Raw genomic sequence first — 16,620 nt, 5'->3', positions numbered from 1 at the left:
CAAGTGCGGCGGTAGCCCTATTCTAATATCTTAGAAAAAAATCGCTAAAATTGTTTATCCTGCCAATGAGATAGGTATAATTTAACAACTAAGCCGGAGGTCAGTCAAATGAACGTACAACTGGTTGAATCCCTAATTCAAGTTATCTTGTCTCTCGCAGCCGACGAGCAATTAGCGCTCGCAGGCAAGATATTAAAAAATATCCCCTACCCTTTGACTCAGGAACTCGTGCAGCTTGCCCAAAAGGGCGGGTATTTTAATTTTTTGAATAACAAACCAGAGATTTATACTCTCCAATATCGAGAAGCAATTGCCTGATACTCAAAAACAGGAGATTGAGATAACTTTTAAATGTGTGAACAATAAAAATGTCTGAATCACTAACAAAAGGAGGAACGATCGCAGCGATCGCCACTGCCATAGTTCCCCAACAAGGCAGCGTCGGCATTGTGCGAGTTTCCGGTTCCGCAGCCTTAAAAATTGCCGAAACTCTGTTTCGCGCCCCAGGACTGCAAATCTGGGAGTCTCACCGCATTCTTTACGGTCACATCCGTCGCCCCAAAACTCAAGAATTAGTCGATGAAGCTTTATTGTTAATTATGAAAGCACCGCGTTCTTTTACTCGCGAAGATGTGGTGGAATTTCACTGTCACGGCGGTATTATGGCCGTGCAGCAAGTCTTGCAGTTGTGTTTGGAACAGGGGGCGAGATTAGCGCAACCGGGAGAGTTTTCGCTGCGGGCTTTTTTGAACGGGAGGCTCGATTTAACTCAAGCTGAAAGTATTGCAGATTTGGTGGGAGCAAAATCGCCTGCTGCTGCGCAAAGTGCTTTGGCTGGTTTGCAGGGAAAATTAGCCGCACCGATCCGCAAATTGAGAACAACTTGTTTGGACGTGCTGGCCGAAATTGAGGCGAGAATTGATTTTGAGGAAGATTTACCGCCTTTAGATGAAGCTAAAACTTCTTGGGAAATAAATCATATTTTGGCGGAATTGTCAACAATTTTGGCAACGGCCGATCGCGGAGAATTGTTGAGAACCGGTTTGAAAGTAGCGATTGTCGGGCGGCCGAATGTGGGAAAATCGAGTTTGTTGAATGCGTGGAGCCGGAGCGATCGGGCGATCGTCACGGATTTGCCCGGTACGACGCGGGATGTAGTAGAATCGCAGCTAGTTGTGGGCGGAATTCCGGTGCAGGTACTCGATACTGCGGGAATTCGGGAAACCGAAGACAAGGTAGAAAAAATTGGCGTTGAGCGATCGCGCGCAGCAGCCAAACAAGCCGATTTAGTGTTGTTGACAATTGACGCGGAATCGGGTTGGACAGAGGAAGATTCGGAAATTTACGAACAAGTAAAGCACCGCCAGCTAATTATAATTATCAACAAAATCGACCTAGTAAAAACAATCCCCGAACTACCTTTTTCCTCTGAAGTTCATCCAATAGTTGCCGCAGCCGCCGCCTTCGATCGAGGCATAGAAGACTTAGAAACAGCAATCTTAGATGCCGTTAGCGGGGAAAATTTGCAAGCAGCAAACTCAGACTTAGCAATCAACCAGCGGCAAGCAGCAGCGTTAACTAAAGCTAAAATTTCTCTGGAACAATGCACGGATACGATGAGCAATAAATTGCCTTTAGATTTCTGGACAATAGATTTGCGCGGTGCAATTCAAGCATTGGGGGAAGTTACGGGCGAAGAAGTGACCGAATCAGTGCTAGACAGAATATTTAGCAGATTTTGCATTGGCAAATAGCAATGGTAAAAGATTATTTATCTTTAACTGCCAAACAGATATTATAATTATGTGTTAAACCTGAAACAGCCAACAGATAACAGCAGTGCCATTACCTATCTACCACATCACCCCCATTGACAATCTAGAATCTATTATTTCTGAAGGTGGATTGTTAGCTTACAACGTTATGCTTGAGACAGGAACTAACTACACTAATATCGCCTACGAAAATATCCAAGATCGTCGCGCTAGAATCCGCGTTCCCTGCGGTGCAGGTGGCGTACTGCACGATTATGTTCCCTTTTATTTTGCACCGCGATCTCCGATGTTATACACCATTAATCAGGGCAATGTATTAAACTATACTCAAGGTCAAGCAGCAGTTATTCACCTAGTTTCTGATGTATTTGAGATAGACATTAGGGGTTTAGATTTTGTTTTTACTGACGGTCATGCAGTGATGGGATTCACCGATTTTTTTGACGACCTCAACTATCTAGGTGCGATCGACTGGGATGTTATGGAATCTCGTTATTGGTTTGATACAAATGAAGACAACGACCGAAAACGCAGGCGTCAAGCCGAGTTTTTAGTTAGAAACATTTTCCCTTGGGAGTTAATCACAGAAATCGGCGTCATCAATTCTACAATCAAAGCAAAAACAGAAAATATTTTACAAAATTTTACGCATAAACCCTCCGTAATAGTGCAAAATAATTGGTATTATTAGAATAAATAAAAACCTGGAAGTAAAAGTGATTGAAATCAAGGAAGGCAACCTTTTAGAAGCAAATGCAGAAGCCTTAGTGAACACAGTTAATTGTGTGGGAATTATGGGCAAAGGAATTGCCTTGCAGTTCAAGCAGGCTTATCCCGAAAACTTCCGCCAATATGAAAAGGCTTGTCGCGCCGGTGAAATGCAGCCGGGTCGAATGTTTGTAGTATCTTCGGGCAATCTATTTAATCCCCGATACATTATTAATTTTCCGACTAAACGTCACTGGAGAGGCAAATCAAAAATCGAAGATATTCAAACTGGACTAAAAGCTTTGATTCAGGAAGTAAAGCAATTAGGCATCACTTCTATTGCCGTTCCTCCGCTAGGCTGCGGGAATGGTGGCTTGTCTTGGAAGACAGTCAAACCGCTAATTGAATCAGCTTTTTCGGAACTGCCAAATGTGCAAGTTTTGCTGTTTGAACCGCAGGCTACTCCGCAAGCTGATTCAATGCGGGTGGCCACCGAAAAACCCCAAATGACTCGCGCTCGTGCCTTATTTATTAGCTTGCTCGAATTGTACGGAATTCCTGGCTATCGCTTGACAATGCTGGAAATTCAAAAGCTAGCTTATTTTCTTCAGGTAGCAGGTGAACCACTAAAATTGCAGTATGTGAAAGAAAAGTACGGGCCTTATGCAAATAATCTCAATCATGTTTTACAGAAGCTGGAAGGGCATTATATTCGAGGTTATGGAGACAGAAGCCGAGAGGCACAAATCTATGTGTTGTCTGAAGGTAAAATAGCCGCGCGGGATTTTTTACAAAATGCTGCTGATGCTAATGTTAGACTAGAGCGTGTGAGCGGGTTAATTAATGGTTTTGAAACTCCTTACGGCATGGAACTGTTGGCAACTGTTCACTGGGTTGCTAGGGAAAATAGGGAAGCAGCAGAGGATTGCGAAAGAGCGATCGAACTTGTACGCGAATGGAACATTCGCAAGAGCGAACTATTTAAGCCTCAACATATCCGCAAAGCGTGGCAGCGGCTTCGCGAGCAGAGTTGGTTTTTTTAGAATACCTTCTGCCTTCTGACTAATGCTGACTGATGACTAATTCTTACGATCGAGGTCTTCCCAGACTTGTAATATAAAGCACAGCCTCACCCGCAGGAATACCCAGAACGTCATTGACGCGATCGTCAAAAAAGCCTGCGATACCGCTGACACCCAAACGCAGTTGAATAGCTGCTAAATTCAACCGCTGGCCTAAATGACCCGCGTCCATGTGCAAATAGCGGTAAACTCGATCGCCATATTTTGCTACAGCCCTGTTCAAATCCGCCGTGTGAAACAACAGCGCCCCCGCATCTCTGCCTAAATCTTGCCCCAAACACAAAAAATGCAATTCCCTGCGGAAATTTTTAAACCGAATTTGCCGCAATTCTTGAGCTTTCGGAGCGTAATAGTAACAGCCTTCTTCTAACCCATTCACTCCCGAAACAGCAATAAAAGTCTCGATCAAGCTTAGATCGAAATAGTCGGGAGAACCGTCTAATCCTTGGTCGATATAGTGCTGCGGCTGATAAGTAAAATCGAGCATAGCTAGCAGTTCGCCCAAGCTCAAAGAAGCACCTGTATAAGCACGGGTAGAACGCCTTTTAAGCATAGTGTTTTCTAAAGTTTCCAGGTTCACTCCCCAAGGAATTGAAGGAGTGACCGTCGAAACTTTAGTACAAAAGGGAAAGTTGTATTTATCCTCTAATTCCCCTTCACTCTCATCAAGTTTCCAGCCGTCCGCTCCGGTAGGATCGGATTCTAAATGCGTCGCTTTGTGAAGGTATTTTAACAGTTTACCTTCGGAAATTTGCGGGTAATCTGTCGTGGTGTTTCCGGGCAAAGCTGTTTTAAATTTAGGCAAGTTTTGGTCAATATCTAGCAAGTCGGCTAAAGCAACTACACAAATCGCTCCTTCTTGCTCCGAGTCGATGTACAGTAATTCATTGATAGCTTCGTCAGTGAATCCTCCAATCAGGTGAGGTCGGTAATCGTTGACGGCGCAAGCTAATTCAATATTGCTCAGTAAATGACCGGTGTCTAGGAAAATTCGCCGATAAGCTCGGTCTTCGTAACGCCAAGAAGAACGAAAAAAAACAGTGGTAATCGCGATCGCCAATTGCGTATTTTCTAGCGCTGGCGACTGGAAACAAGCTGCTTGCAAGGTCGGCCAAACTTGACTGTCCCAAAAATGAACAAGTGAATGAGTTCGGCACTGATAGTTGTAAAGTCCCGCCGGCAACTGCGCAGTGCCGCGGGATATTAAATAAACCTCTGCTGGGTAGAGCCCGCCCGCCGACGGTGCGGATCGCAAATACAGGTAGCTGTCGTCTACCGTTTGCACTTTCGCCGTCAACCCGTAGCTGCACAGCAACAAGCTGGATAACCGATGCCACCAAACCGCATCGGGATCGGCATCGGAATCATCCGAGGGGTCTTTTAGATAAGGCTTGAGGTCAAAATACGCTCCTATTTTATATTCTTTGAACGGCACGGGTTGCTCTGTCCAATCTAGCTGTTTGCTTTTGGCAGCAAGGGTTTCAGGATCGTATTTCGTCCGTTCGTGGTAGTGCTGAGCAATGGAAGGAGGAAGTTCTGGCATATTTCAGTAGAGGATTGACTTTGGTTTCTCGATCTTGACATTACTAACCGCTTACTGGTCGAGCAAGGCAGAAATTGACAAATATAAAAAAAATATTAGAAAAAATGCGAGCGTTGTTACATAAGCTTAACATAAGAATATGCCTAAGTATAAATACGCAGTAAAATAACCATTAATTATCGTTATAAATTGACTGCATTAGCTGTCGTCATGAGGGGTGAAAATGCAAAAGCTAAGCGCTGAGGAATTGCTCGCTCAGTATGCAGAGGGCAAGCGAAACTTTAACGCAGTTGACTTAAGTGGAGATAACTTGTTTCAAGCAGACTTAGCAGAAATAAATCTTTCTGGTAGCGTTCTGAGGCGAGCTTATTTGCCCTACGGAAATTTGACTGAAGCCAATCTTTATAAAACTGATTTACAAGATGCTGAATTGGGCGACATTCAACTTTATCAAGCCAACTTGTCGGAAGCAAATTTATCAAGATCAAATTTATCCAGAGCAAATTTGCGCCACGCCAATTTACAAGGTGCCAATTTGCAGAAAGCCAATTTGCAAGGTGCGGATTTGTACAATGCAGATTTGACGAATGCCGATTTGAGATATGCAGATTTGAGCCGAGCTAATTTGGATAAAGCAAAGTTAACCAAAGCTCAATTAGCGGGCTGCAACTTATTTCGATCGCGCTTGGTCGATCTGTCGGAAGCTGAGTGCGATCGCACTACTATCGGCCCCGAAGGATATTGATGATGTGCAGCGCCTAGTCTAGGGCGATCGGCTTAATTAGTCGTGAAGCGTAGCTATCCCGTAGGGAATCGCCCTTTTTAAAATTTCTTAACATTTCTCGACAGGGCAGAAAATGTGAGTTACAGTTGTAAAAAACTTATCACTCCCCAACATTGACAATCAATAACACATTTTTTCCGTGGGGAATAGGGTAAAATTTATGAACTCTCCCGACAAAAAAGCCAGAGAACTCCGGCACAAAGAACAAGAACTGCGGAAGCGCGAACAAGAAATTCGACTGCGCGAACTAGAAGCCGAAATCGACCGTTCAGTGCCAGAACATCTAACGAGCAAGTACGAAGAACCAGACAGCCAAGTTAACGGGAAACTCAAACAGTGGCGCCGAAAAATTATAGCCGCCGCTCAATTTACAGGCATTGTTATTGCTGTTATTGTTGCAGTTCGCATAGCATCTTGGCTGGCAGCCGCGCTGATAGTTGGAGGCATTGCTTTGATCGCTTACAAAATGTTTATTGAAGAAGACAGAAGTTGAAAAGCCCAAGCCGGAAATTCTCAGGAAATACCCATGAACCTTAAAGTCGAAACTAGCAACTTTCTCAACGATTTAGAGCGAGTAGCCGCAGTCCGCCGAGAAATTGCCGATCGCCTCAGCAACATCGCCACAGCCATCAATCAATCAGAATTAGCCGGAGCCGAAGCATCGGGAAAACTCGGTTTAGAAACCGACAGCGCCGACATCAATCTCGCCAGTAAAAATTTGCGCCAAGGAGTTTTTCGGCTGCTAGTTTTAGGCGACATGAAACGCGGTAAAAGCACTTTTCTCAATGCCTTAATCGGCGAAAACTTACTGCCCAGCGATGTAAATCCCTGTACAGCTTTGCTGACGATTTTGCGCTACGGTTCAGAAAAAAAAGTTACCGTTTATTTCAATGACGGCAAAAGCCCAAAACAGCTAGATTTTAAAAGTTTTAAACAGAACTACACAATTGACACCGCTGAGGCAAAACGCTTAGAAGAAGAAAAGAAACCAGCATTTCCAGATATCGACTGCGCTGTAGTAGAATATCCCTTACCTTTGTTAGAAAAAGGCATAGAAATAGTAGACAGTCCCGGACTGAACGATACAGAAGCGCGCAATGAATTATCTCTCGGTTACATCAACAACTGCCACGCTATTTTGTTCGTACTCAGGGCAACTCAGCCTTGCACGATGGGGGAAAGACGCTATCTAGAAAATTACATCAAAAATCGCGGCTTGAGCATTTTCTTTCTGATCAATGCTTGGGATCAGGTGCGGGAAAGTTTGATTGACCCGGACGATTCTGAAGAATTAGCAGAAGCAGAAGGGAAACTGCGGCGGGTTTTTCAAGCTAATTTGGCTGAATATTGTTTAACAGAAGGACACGATATTTACGACGAACGAGTGTTTGCGATTACCTCAATTAAGGCATTGAGGTTGCGGATCAAAAACCCGGATGCGGATTTGGCAGGAACTGGTTTTCCCGAATTCATGGCGGCACTGAATACGTTTTTGACCCAGGAAAGGGCGATTTCGGAATTGCGTCCGGCGAGGACTTTGGCGCGTCAAATTTCTGCTCGCGTCCGCGAAGCTGTTGGACGCCGTTTACCATTACTCGATCGCGATGTCAATGAATTGAAGGAAAAGATTAATTCAGTTGAGCCGGAGTTTAAGAAGCTGACTCAAATTCGCGATGAATTTCAACAAGAAATTATCGGCGTTAGAGATAGTAAATCGCGGGCGATCGCAGATTCTTTCCGCGCCTACGTTCTCAACTTAGAAAATACCTTTGAAACAGATTTCTTGCGGTATCAACCGGAGCTGAGATTTCTGGATTTCTTCAGCCAAGACAAGCGAGAAGCTTTTGAAGCATCGCTCAAACGAGCATTCGAGCAGTACATCAACGACAAACTAGCAGCTTGGACTCTCACGGCAGAACAAGAGATGAATTCAGCATTTTCGCAGCTATCGAAAAGTGCGGCAAATTACGGAGCATCTTACACGAAAGTGACTGAAAAAATCACCGAAAAACTGACCGGGCAAAAAATACCGGCAGCAGTCAGCAACTCGAAGGAAGATAATTCGCCATCTTGGGCAAAATGGGCAATGGGATTGTTTTCATTAACGACCGGAAATCTAGCGGGCGTAGCTATGGCAGGAGCGGGTTTTGACTGGAAAAATATCCTGCTCAATTTAATTACTGTGTTGAGCGTCAGTACGATTTTTGCTAGTTTTACGGGGATTGTTTTGGGGCCGCTGTACTTGGCTTTGTTGGGGATGGGTGTTGGGGTTTTGCAAGCAGACGGAGCTCACAAACAGTTGGTGAAAGCGGCGAAAAAAGAGCTGGTGAAATATCTGCCGCAAGTGGCTCAAGAGCAGTGGCAGCCGATTCACGATGCTGTGAAAGAGTGTTTTGATGTTTACGGGCGGGAAGTGGGCGATCGCATGAATGATGATATTAATTCTCGGAAAGCAGAATTAGATAATTTGCTTGAACAAAAGGAATCTCGCGAGATTAATTGTCAGGCTGAATCTGAGCGTTTGAAAAAATTGGAGGCTGATGTTTCTGCCCAGTCGCAGAGTATAGAATCGCTATATCAAGGTTTCCTAGCCTCCGCGAAATGAAATAAAACAACAATATGCAACAACCCGAAACTTATCAAAACCTGACCGACAATCTCAAATCAGCACTCGGCATCCTCGAACTGGATAAAAACTCCCAACTTTATCGAGATACCACCTCAATCTGCGACTATCTCGCCAAACCAACTTTTCAAATCGCTGTCTTTGGCCCGTTTAATTACGGCAAGTCAACTTTGCTCAATGCTTTGCTGGGAAATCGTGCTTTGCCGATCGACCTTGTGCCCACTACAGGTGCTGCCATTTATGTCAACTACGGCGAGGAATTGCACGCAAAAATTACCCTGAAAGACGGCACGGAAATTAGCGAACCGGGGACTGATGTGTTGAAACGCTACGCCATCCTTGACGACGCGAGACAAATGCGGGATGATGTGGCGGCCGTGAATGTTTACTGTCCCCATCCATTCCTGAAAACGGGTGTGGAATTGCTGGATTTGCCGGGAACCAACGATCGGGAAGAACAGGATAATTTGGTTCGGGATAAATTGCTAACGGCTGATTTGGTTGTGCAGGTTTTAGATGCTCGCAAATTGATGACTTTAGGCGAACGAGAGAACTTGAGAGATTGGTTGAGCGATCGCAACATCAACACTGTCCTCTTTGTTGCCAATTTTCTCAATCTACTCGAACCAGACGACCAAAAACAAGTTTACAATCGGTTGTTGTTTGTTGCCGAAAGTTTTCGCTCCAACTTACCGAACAATATCAGCAATATCTACCGCGTCGATGCTTTGCCTGCTTTGAGGGCGAGGCTGAAAGGAGATGTGGCGGCCGCCCAAACTACAGGAATTGCCACGTTTGAATCGGCTTTGCAAAGTATTGTGGCAGCTCAACAGGAACAACTAGCAGTTAAGTTGCCCAGAATTGAAGCTATAGCTACTAAAATTTGCCAATCTCTCCGAGGGAAATCTGAAACTGTCACCGCAGAAATAGCCGCAGCTCAACAAAAGCACGAGCACAGAATTGAAATTAAACAAAAAGCCGAGAAATTGATATCAAAAGGCTTTCACGCCAGCGTTTCCGAATTCGAGATTTGGCTTTACCAGCCCACACTTCTACAGCGGTATCAATCGGAAATGGCGCTGTCGCTTCAGGAAGGGAGTTTTGATGCGTGGAAGCTAAAATTTCAGCGAGAGGTCTTACATCAGCAGCAAACCATCGCAGAATGGGTAAATAAAGCTTGCGAATTCTTTGAGAAAGAACAGCCGATCGCACTTTTGATTTCGTTTCCTCCATCCCCGCAAGTCAGTTTACCGGAGCCGCCGCCGCCTCCAGCTCAAAAGTCGATCGAGGGCGAAGTAACTCCAGTGGCGATCGCCACCGGCTTAGGTTGGCTGTTGGGCGGGCCTGTGGGAGCCGCAGTAGTTGGCGGTGCTAGCTATATTTTGAATAAAAGAACTGTGTATGAAAAGCCGCCTGAATCGTCAGAAGCTTATCTCAATCAAGTAACGGAAATTTGCAGCGAGGCTGCTAAAAACTATCTCGCTCGCTTCAGCACCGATACTTTTTCCATGCTGCAACACTACAAGGAAATCGCCGGAAAAGTTATCTGTTTTCAAGACAGCAAAGAGCTGCTAAAGACAAATATTCAGGAATACCAGATACAGTTTATCAATAATTTGTTAGAAAATATCGAATCCTGCCTGGAAATGACGAAATCTGTAATTAACGGCAAATGATCCGAACCGACATTGCTGCCAGTATTAATTTTTAAAATATGAATTTATTTGCTGAGTAGGAAGCGATCGATCGCAATATAAGCCAGCGACATAAAAGTTGGCCAAGTCGCTAAAATGCCAAAGCCCGATCGCGCATTTCGCAAATTTTCGGTTTTGACCATATTTTTGTAGAATGGCGACCACATTGTGGTATTGAAATTCTCAACCAGTGAAAGCCTTAATAATACTTAGTATGCAGAACTACCTGGGGAAGAACGGCTGTGAGTGAAGACGCTTCGCAGTGCTTGAGTTGCCGTGCGATTGCACAGACGGAATTCTACAAAAGTAACCTCAAACAGACACTACCAATATGTCCTTGGGTGGTATGTCCTGGGAAAGATGCGAGCGCACAGTTGCCTCCCTAGGATTGTAAGAATTGAAAGCCCCCACTCCACAAAGATTGTCTGGTAGAGAGAGAAGCAATCCTAGACAAACGAGCGTGGAGCAATTACAGAGGATTTTATATGGTGAGAAACTGTTCGTTGACCCGGCCGTTGGCTGTCGTGACGGGTGCCTCTAGCGGCATCGGCTACGAACCCGCCAAACAGTTTGCCCGAAACGGCTTCGATCTTTTGGTGACATCGACTGGTTCAAGTATTGATGAGGCTACTAAAAGCTTTAAGGGACTGATCCCCAAAGTCGAGACAGTACAGACTGACCTCGCCACTGACGGTGGGGTTGAGACGCTTTACAACCACATTCAGAAGACAGGACGACCCGTAGATGCGATCGCGATCGGTGCAGGTGTCGGCGTCGGCGGCGAGTTTACTGAATGCCGCTAATCCACGCTGCACGCAGGGTCTGCGCGCCTACCAGTGGATGATGGAGGTCGATCGCAGTAAAGACGTGAGACTTTTTTGCAGTCACGATGCTATTGAGTCGAAAGCCTTCGCTGACGAGTTTAGTAGCTCTCAAAACTAGAAATTTCATCATTATTTTTTTGGTAACAGATTCTGATGGTTCGATCGACAATCGGCGTGTCCAAAGCTTTTTGATCCGCAATCTCCTTTTAGTAAATTTCATGGCATCGATATAAAGAAGGTATTCTATGAAGCTCCTTAAACTCCTACTATTTCTTGCAGTCGTCGGTTTTCTCGGCTCTGCTGTTTATGCCCAGTCTCAACCCGCCAAGATCGATCTAACAACGCTGCCCAGAGAGCAAACACTTGGCGAGATCGAACCCGTCGCAGTCTTCAACGGTCCCATGCCTACAGGTGTTACTGTTTCCCAAAGCGGACGCATCTTCGTGAACTTTCCCAAATGGGGCGATCGCGTAGAGTACACTGTTGCCGAAGTCAAAAATGGTCAGACTGTTGCGTATCCTAATCCGGAAATGAATCGCCCGAACCCAAGCGACCCATCAAAGTCTCTGCTTTCGGTTCAAAGTGTGGTGGTTGACCCGCGCGATCGCTTGTGGATTTTGGATACCGGCAGCGTCAACTTTGCACCCGCTCCGCCCGGTGGAGCCAAATTGGTCGGAGTGGATCTCAAGCAAAACCAGGTTTTCAAAACCATTGTCTTTCCCCCAAATGTGGCATTGCCAACAACTTACCTGAACGATGTTCGCTTCGATCTGCGACGAGGTAAGGCTGGAATGGCATTCATCACCGACTCGTCCGACAAGGGGCCCAATGGAATTATTGTGGTTGACTTGGACTCCGGCAGAAGTTGGCGGCGGTTGAACGACCATCCTTCCACGAAAGCAGTCCCCAATTTTCTACCCAGTGTGGAAGGGATGCCTATTATGAATCGTCAACCGGGTCAACCGCCCAGCCCAATCAAGATGGGTGCCGACGGGATTGCAATTAGTGCCGATGGGAAGCAATTGTTCTACTGTCCGCTTGCCGGACGACGGCTCTACAGCGTTGATGTTGATGCGCTAGCGGATGAGCGGTTGTCTGACCAAGAGGTGGGAAAGACTGTAGTGGATCGCGGCGAGAAGGGAGGAGCTTCCGATGGCTTGGAGTCGGATGCTCAAAACCGCATTTACCTGACGAACTACGAACAGAATGCGATACAGCGTCGTTTGCCAGACGGCACGATCGAACGGCTGGTGCATGACCCGCGAGTGCTGTGGCCTGACACCCTTTCAGTGGCGCAGGATGGTTATCTTTATTTCACGGCAAATCAACTCCATCGCCAAGCCAGGTATCACAACGGTCAGGATTTGCGGCAGAAACCCTACAGCCTGTTTCGAGTTCGGATTAACGCTCAACCTGTAGCACTGCGGTGAACTACCCTGTTCGCAGTCACCCAGTGAAGTAAGCGCGTTGGCATTGCGGGCGATCGCGCGATCGGTGGCGGTCAATGCTAGAAAAGTAGCCTCAAACACGCAAAGCGCGCTCGTTCGTTGGAAAGACGCGATCGCACGGCTCATTATTATTTATTGGAGGAGTTTGTGAAAAAGTACCGCCTATTGAGAAACAGTCCCCGATGAACGCTGGCAACAACCCCACGCCGACAGATGCAGTAATGGGCGTGCTTGCCAAACGCCGACAACCCGCAGTGGAAATGGTTGGCGATCTCAGCCATCAACTCATACCAGGCCCAGCGGGCGATCTGTTGGCGCGTATTTACAAGCCGCAGGGACAAGGCTTCTTCCCCGTGCTGGTCTATTTCCACGATGGCGGTTGGGTCATTGCTAACCTCGATATCTACGACTCCTCTTCTCTTGCTCATTTGCCCAATTTGAACTTATTAATCAATAATGCAGGAATCTCGCAGCGTATTCAGTTGAGTGATACTGATGCAGGTGAGCTAGAAGAAAAGCTTCGTAGCAAAGTTGAGATAGACTGCATCGCTCCAATTCTTCTTTTAGCAACTCAACTTCTGCCACACCTGAAACTTTGAAAGGAATAGAGGGCGATGCTTTGAGATAGAGGTTGGGAAAAGTAAAAGTTTAGCTCTGCTTTCACGGATATCGCCCAGTTTTGCTTACTCAGTCATTAACGCCAGAGAGTAGTAAACGCTAAACTTTGAAGGATTTATGAGCAATGCCTACAAACTACTTTATGAAACAGAAGAGGATTAACCGTGTTTCTGAGAATTTGGCGCTTTATTACTATTATTCTTGTTGCACTTTTCATGGGTTTGGAGTTCTCCCATGCGTTAGAACTGCCAGCCAAAATGCAGTATGACGGGCCGCTCTACGTGACGCTCCAAAATACTCTGTACCGATACTTGGGAATTCCCGGTCCGGGTGCGTTCATCACGCTTGGGATGCTGACATCGGCAGCCGTATTAACGTTCCTTGTCCGCAAACACCGGCAAGTTTTTTACTGGACATTAATTGGCACAATCTGCTTGGCGCTGGCTTTCCCGGTGGTCTTCTTCCTATTCATCGAGCCTGTGAATGTTGTAATTGAGCAGGCAACCGCTCAATCTATACCATCGGACTGGCTGCGGCTGCGCAGCCAGTGGGAATCTGCACACGCTGCAAACTTCGTTCTTAGTTTAATCGGGTTCAGTGCGCTGCTGATTTCTTTACTGGGTGAGACTTCGCCGAATCGTCCGCACGATCGGCTCACTCCTGAAATCGCGCAACTAACTAGATGACAGGTTGCAGCCCAGCATCAAAAGTGTTTTTGCAACATCCTCAAACCACACGACATTACAAGGAGAAATTTATGAATATCAGCAGACGCAATTTGTTAAAACTAACTTCTGCTTCGGGTTTAGTTGCAGCAGGGCTGGCAGCTTCCGAAGGGTTTTTCAAACCTTTGTTAGCTCAAGATGAACCGGCTCAAGTATACGCTGAAAGTGCAGTTGCCCAAGCTCAAACTCAAAGCGGTGAGATGAGTTACAGGACGCTGGGACGCACGGGAGAACGAGTGTCTGCGATCGGCTTGGGGGGACACCATATCGGACGGCTTCGAGAGGAGCAAGAAAGTATTAAGCTCATTCGCAGTGCGATCGACCGCGGCATCAATTTTATGGACAACTCCTGGGATTATCACAACGGGCGCAGCCACCGATGGATGGGGCAAGCGCTCAAGGATGGCTACCGGCAAAAGGCGTTTTTGATGACCAAGATTGACGGCCGCACGAAGGGCGCTGCCATGATGCAGATTGATGAGTCGCTGAAGGCGTTGCAGACCGATCGCATCGACCTAATGCAGCATCACGAAATTATTCGGATGGAAGACCCCGATCGCATTTTTGCTCCCGGCGGGGCTATGGAGGCGGTAGTGGAAGCGCAGAAGGCGGGCAAGATTCGCTACATCGGGTTTACAGGACACAAAGACCCTTTGGTTCACCTGCGAGTGCTGGAAATTGCCGCTCAAAACAATTTCCGTTTTGACGCGGTACAGATGCCGCTGAACGTGATGGATGCTCATTTTAGAAGTTTTGAGCAACAAGTTCTGCCGGTGCTGGTGAAGAACCAAATAGGTGTATTGGGGATGAAATCTATGGGCGACCCCTACGTGCTTAGAAGCAATACAGTAAGTCCGATCGAATGTCTCCACTATGCGATGAATCTGCCTACTTCAGTGGTGATTACTGGCATTGATAGTATGCAACTCCTCGATCAAGCGTTAGAGGCTGCTCGCACGTTTAAGCCGATGGATCGAGCACAAGTTGCAGCAATGCTGAATCGCACTCGCGAGGCGGCGGCAAAAGGGCAATACGAACTGTATAAAACTACCAACCAATTTGACAGTACCGCCATGAACCCATCGTGGCTAGGATAAGTGCTTTTTTATTCATCAGCACATCTATACTTGAGGCCGAGCAAACGTAGCCTAGCGGCGAGGATTTGGGAAATCTTCCCCAAGTTTTTTCGCATCTGGCTGCGATCGGGGCTGCCTAGAATTTAGATAAAGCACTCGAAAGTTATTGAATAATGCCCCTATACAAATGCAAAAAATTCGAGCCATTGCATTGATGGTGAAAGATGCCGATCGCTCCCATGATTTCTATAGGAAAGCGCTCTCGTTTGAACCTGTTTCGGATATCACGGTTGAAGGTCAAAAATTCGCATTGTTACTTTTAGGACTAAGACCAACTGGCACACTGGAATCGACCTGTAGGCTGTCAGTTAACTTTAGTCCTAAGTGAATCAATAATTTGTTAGAAAATATCAAATCCTGTTTTCAAATGACCAAATCTGTAATTAACGGCAAATGATCCGAACCAACATTGCGGCCAGTACGAATTTTCAAAACACCAATTTCTTGGCTGACTAGAAAGTGATCGATCGGAATATAAGCCAGCGGCATAAAAGTCGGCCAAGTCGGTAAAATGCCAAAGCCCGATCGGGCATTTCGCAGGTTTCCGGTTTTTACCATATTTTTGTAGAATGGCGACCACATTGTGGTATTGAAATCCCCAACCACAATTAGCGGATTTTTTACTTGGGCTGCATACTCGCCGATGCCTGTTAGCTGTTGGTTGCGATCGATAAAACTGTGCTGTTTGATTGGCACAGTCGGATGAGCAAGAATCAGAGAAATGATTTTACCTTGAAATTGAACATCCGCCAACAAGCTCTTTCTTTGCTTTGAAAAGGCTTTAACAGAGGGATTGTTTAAAGGCAGCTTGCTGTAGATGGCACTGCCAAATCTCTCAGATTCTTGATAACGGCAAGAGTAAGGAAATATCTCGCTTAAAACCGCTAACTCTTTTGCCCAAGACGGGTTGACTTCTACAAAAACCGCGATATCAGGTTGTTCTGCTTTTACCAGCGATATCACCTCAGAATAGCGTCGGTTATTCGTTAAAACATTTGAATGCAAAATCCGCAAGTTTTGTGCGGGAGTTGCTCCTGCAAATGCTGGCGCTGGAAAATACCAAGGAACAATTTCCGCCAAATTAATGATAATGCAAAATGCGCTCACCAGCAACCATCTTTTTTTTGAGCGCACCAGAGCGAAGAATATCAAAGTAGAGAAACTAACCAGCAGATATTGTAGTTTAAAATGAGAACTCAATTCAAAAAAAATGTTGATTTTTCCTAAATAACCGACTATTGAAAATAGGGCATTTACAGTTGCTGCGATAATAAACCATTTTAAAATTACGTGCTTTAAGCTAAGGTTTTTGTTGGGTATGCTGTGCAGTACCGCCCATTTCAGCTTAATTTTGAGGTCGTTGGTAATCGGCAATTTATCAATTTCTATTACCAGTTGTTCTGGCTGTTCCAACTCTCGCCGCTTTTGATAAAATCTCACCAGCAAGCTATCTACCACAAAATAACTAAACGAATTGGCAACAAATCCTACAAATACCAACACACCTAAACCGATCAGCATACCAAAGGAACCGCCTACTTTGACCAAACCCGACCAAACGGCTGCCTCACCTGTTTTACCTGTAGCTGCTATAGCTATAAATAGCATTAAAGCAGGCAATCCGATCGTGATTGTGTTTCTGATAATACTGTCCATT

17 protein-coding genes are annotated in these 16,620 nt (G+C 45.8%); 14 read left to right on the top strand and 3 right to left on the bottom strand.

Going from position 1 to position 16,620, the window contains the following annotated elements:
• Nucleotides 1-108: 108 nt before the first annotated feature.
• The 4 genes from QUA20_RS10365 to darG all read left to right on the top strand — a co-directional run bounded on the left by QUA20_RS10365 (nucleotide 109) and on the right by darG (nucleotide 3,526).
• Nucleotides 109-318 (top strand): hypothetical protein, encoded by a 210-nt coding sequence (locus QUA20_RS10365; protein ID WP_333188467.1) that lies wholly within the window; start codon nucleotides 109-111, stop codon nucleotides 316-318.
• A gap of 50 nt (nucleotides 319-368) precedes the next feature.
• A complete protein-coding gene (gene mnmE / locus QUA20_RS10360) occupies nucleotides 369-1,754 on the top strand; it encodes a tRNA uridine-5-carboxymethylaminomethyl(34) synthesis GTPase MnmE (RefSeq protein ID WP_333188464.1) in 1,386 nt (461 codons plus the stop codon).
• An 85-nt stretch (nucleotides 1,755-1,839) separates the two neighbouring features.
• A complete protein-coding gene (gene darT, locus QUA20_RS10355) occupies nucleotides 1,840-2,466 on the top strand; it encodes a type II toxin-antitoxin system toxin DNA ADP-ribosyl transferase DarT (protein ID WP_333188463.1) in 627 nt (208 codons plus the stop codon).
• A 25-nt stretch (nucleotides 2,467-2,491) separates the two neighbouring features.
• Nucleotides 2,492-3,526, top strand: coding sequence for a type II toxin-antitoxin system antitoxin DNA ADP-ribosyl glycohydrolase DarG (darG, locus tag QUA20_RS10350; protein WP_333188460.1), 1,035 nt, complete (start codon nucleotides 2,492-2,494; stop codon nucleotides 3,524-3,526).
• A 43-nt stretch (nucleotides 3,527-3,569) separates the two neighbouring features.
• Here the strand turns inward: darG and QUA20_RS10345 are convergent, their stop codons facing one another.
• Nucleotides 3,570-5,108: a SagB/ThcOx family dehydrogenase gene (locus tag QUA20_RS10345; protein ID WP_333188457.1), complete on the bottom strand. Its 1,539-nt coding sequence runs from the start codon at nucleotides 5,106-5,108 to the stop codon at nucleotides 3,570-3,572.
• 223 nt (nucleotides 5,109-5,331) lie between these two features.
• Here QUA20_RS10345 and QUA20_RS10340 point away from each other — a divergent pair, with 223 nt between their 5' ends.
• The 5 genes from QUA20_RS10340 to QUA20_RS10320 all read left to right on the top strand — a co-directional run bounded on the left by QUA20_RS10340 (nucleotide 5,332) and on the right by QUA20_RS10320 (nucleotide 11,015).
• Nucleotides 5,332-5,853, top strand: a complete 522-nt coding sequence (locus QUA20_RS10340; RefSeq protein ID WP_333188453.1) for a pentapeptide repeat-containing protein — start codon at nucleotides 5,332-5,334, stop codon at nucleotides 5,851-5,853.
• A gap of 199 nt (nucleotides 5,854-6,052) precedes the next feature.
• Nucleotides 6,053-6,385, top strand: coding sequence for a DMT family transporter (locus QUA20_RS10335; protein ID WP_333188451.1), 333 nt, complete (start codon nucleotides 6,053-6,055; stop codon nucleotides 6,383-6,385).
• Between the two features lie 33 nt (nucleotides 6,386-6,418).
• Nucleotides 6,419-8,497, top strand: a complete 2,079-nt coding sequence (locus QUA20_RS10330; protein WP_333188449.1) for a dynamin family protein — start codon at nucleotides 6,419-6,421, stop codon at nucleotides 8,495-8,497.
• Between the two features lie 14 nt (nucleotides 8,498-8,511).
• A complete protein-coding gene (locus QUA20_RS10325) occupies nucleotides 8,512-10,194 on the top strand; it encodes a dynamin family protein (protein ID WP_333188446.1) in 1,683 nt (560 codons plus the stop codon).
• A 503-nt stretch (nucleotides 10,195-10,697) separates the two neighbouring features.
• Complete coding sequence (locus QUA20_RS10320) at nucleotides 10,698-11,015, top strand: SDR family NAD(P)-dependent oxidoreductase (protein ID WP_333188443.1); 318 nt, start codon at nucleotides 10,698-10,700, stop codon at nucleotides 11,013-11,015.
• Here the strand turns inward: QUA20_RS10320 and QUA20_RS10315 are convergent.
• Complete coding sequence (locus tag QUA20_RS10315; protein ID WP_333188440.1) at nucleotides 10,999-11,166, bottom strand: hypothetical protein; 168 nt, start codon at nucleotides 11,164-11,166, stop codon at nucleotides 10,999-11,001. The two genes, QUA20_RS10320 and QUA20_RS10315, sit on opposite strands and share 17 nt — an antisense overlap.
• A gap of 115 nt (nucleotides 11,167-11,281) precedes the next feature.
• On the opposite strand from QUA20_RS10315, the gene QUA20_RS10310 reads away from it, so the two are divergent.
• The 5 genes from QUA20_RS10310 to QUA20_RS10290 all read left to right on the top strand — a co-directional run bounded on the left by QUA20_RS10310 (nucleotide 11,282) and on the right by QUA20_RS10290 (nucleotide 15,291).
• Complete coding sequence (locus QUA20_RS10310) at nucleotides 11,282-12,466, top strand: L-dopachrome tautomerase-related protein (protein WP_333188437.1); 1,185 nt, start codon at nucleotides 11,282-11,284, stop codon at nucleotides 12,464-12,466.
• Between the two features lie 200 nt (nucleotides 12,467-12,666).
• Nucleotides 12,667-13,083 (top strand): hypothetical protein, encoded by a 417-nt coding sequence (locus QUA20_RS10305; RefSeq protein WP_333188434.1) that lies wholly within the window; start codon nucleotides 12,667-12,669, stop codon nucleotides 13,081-13,083.
• Nucleotides 13,084-13,266: 183 nt separating this feature from the next.
• Entirely contained in the window at nucleotides 13,267-13,788 is a 522-nt protein-coding gene (locus tag QUA20_RS10300; RefSeq protein ID WP_333188433.1) for a hypothetical protein, read from the top strand.
• 71 nt (nucleotides 13,789-13,859) lie between these two features.
• Nucleotides 13,860-14,924, top strand: a complete 1,065-nt coding sequence (locus QUA20_RS10295; RefSeq protein WP_333188431.1) for an aldo/keto reductase — start codon at nucleotides 13,860-13,862, stop codon at nucleotides 14,922-14,924.
• 166 nt (nucleotides 14,925-15,090) lie between these two features.
• The gene (locus tag QUA20_RS10290; RefSeq protein WP_333188428.1) at nucleotides 15,091-15,291 is read left to right on the top strand and encodes a VOC family protein; all 201 of its coding nucleotides are present in this window, start codon (nucleotides 15,091-15,093) and stop codon (nucleotides 15,289-15,291) included.
• 35 nt (nucleotides 15,292-15,326) lie between these two features.
• On the opposite strand, the gene QUA20_RS10285 is transcribed toward QUA20_RS10290, so the two are convergent.
• Nucleotides 15,327-16,619, bottom strand: a complete 1,293-nt coding sequence (locus QUA20_RS10285; protein WP_333188425.1) for an endonuclease/exonuclease/phosphatase family protein — start codon at nucleotides 16,617-16,619, stop codon at nucleotides 15,327-15,329.
• Nucleotide 16,620: the final 1 nt, after the last annotated feature.

The organism is Microcoleus sp. Pol7_A1 (assembly GCF_036701085.1).
Lineage (GTDB): Bacteria > Cyanobacteriota > Cyanobacteriia > Cyanobacteriales > Microcoleaceae > Microcoleus > Microcoleus asticus.
This window is presented reverse-complemented; position numbering and strand designations above follow the sequence as displayed.

What these genes read in the sequence shown, in the direction of transcription:
- QUA20_RS10310 (WP_333188437.1), top strand. Translation starts at nt 11,282, where the DNA reads ATGAAGCTCCTTAAACTCCTACTATTTCTTGCAGTCGTCGGTTTTCTC.
- mnmE (WP_333188464.1), top strand. Translation starts at nt 369, where the DNA reads ATGTCTGAATCACTAACAAAAGGAGGAACGATCGCAGCGATCGCCACT.
- QUA20_RS10330 (WP_333188449.1), top strand. Translation starts at nt 6,419, where the DNA reads ATGAACCTTAAAGTCGAAACTAGCAACTTTCTCAACGATTTAGAGCGA.
- QUA20_RS10305 (WP_333188434.1), top strand. Translation starts at nt 12,667, where the DNA reads ATGAACGCTGGCAACAACCCCACGCCGACAGATGCAGTAATGGGCGTG.
- QUA20_RS10345 (WP_333188457.1), bottom strand. Translation starts at nt 5,108, where the DNA reads ATGCCAGAACTTCCTCCTTCCATTGCTCAGCACTACCACGAACGGACG.
- QUA20_RS10340 (WP_333188453.1), top strand. Translation starts at nt 5,332, where the DNA reads ATGCAAAAGCTAAGCGCTGAGGAATTGCTCGCTCAGTATGCAGAGGGC.
- QUA20_RS10365 (WP_333188467.1), top strand. Translation starts at nt 109, where the DNA reads ATGAACGTACAACTGGTTGAATCCCTAATTCAAGTTATCTTGTCTCTC.
- QUA20_RS10320 (WP_333188443.1), top strand. Translation starts at nt 10,698, where the DNA reads ATGGTGAGAAACTGTTCGTTGACCCGGCCGTTGGCTGTCGTGACGGGT.
- QUA20_RS10335 (WP_333188451.1), top strand. Translation starts at nt 6,053, where the DNA reads ATGAACTCTCCCGACAAAAAAGCCAGAGAACTCCGGCACAAAGAACAA.
- QUA20_RS10285 (WP_333188425.1), bottom strand. Translation starts at nt 16,619, where the DNA reads ATGGACAGTATTATCAGAAACACAATCACGATCGGATTGCCTGCTTTA.
- QUA20_RS10290 (WP_333188428.1), top strand. Translation starts at nt 15,091, where the DNA reads ATGCAAAAAATTCGAGCCATTGCATTGATGGTGAAAGATGCCGATCGC.
- QUA20_RS10315 (WP_333188440.1), bottom strand. Translation starts at nt 11,166, where the DNA reads ATGATGAAATTTCTAGTTTTGAGAGCTACTAAACTCGTCAGCGAAGGC.
- QUA20_RS10325 (WP_333188446.1), top strand. Translation starts at nt 8,512, where the DNA reads ATGCAACAACCCGAAACTTATCAAAACCTGACCGACAATCTCAAATCA.
- QUA20_RS10295 (WP_333188431.1), top strand. Translation starts at nt 13,860, where the DNA reads ATGAATATCAGCAGACGCAATTTGTTAAAACTAACTTCTGCTTCGGGT.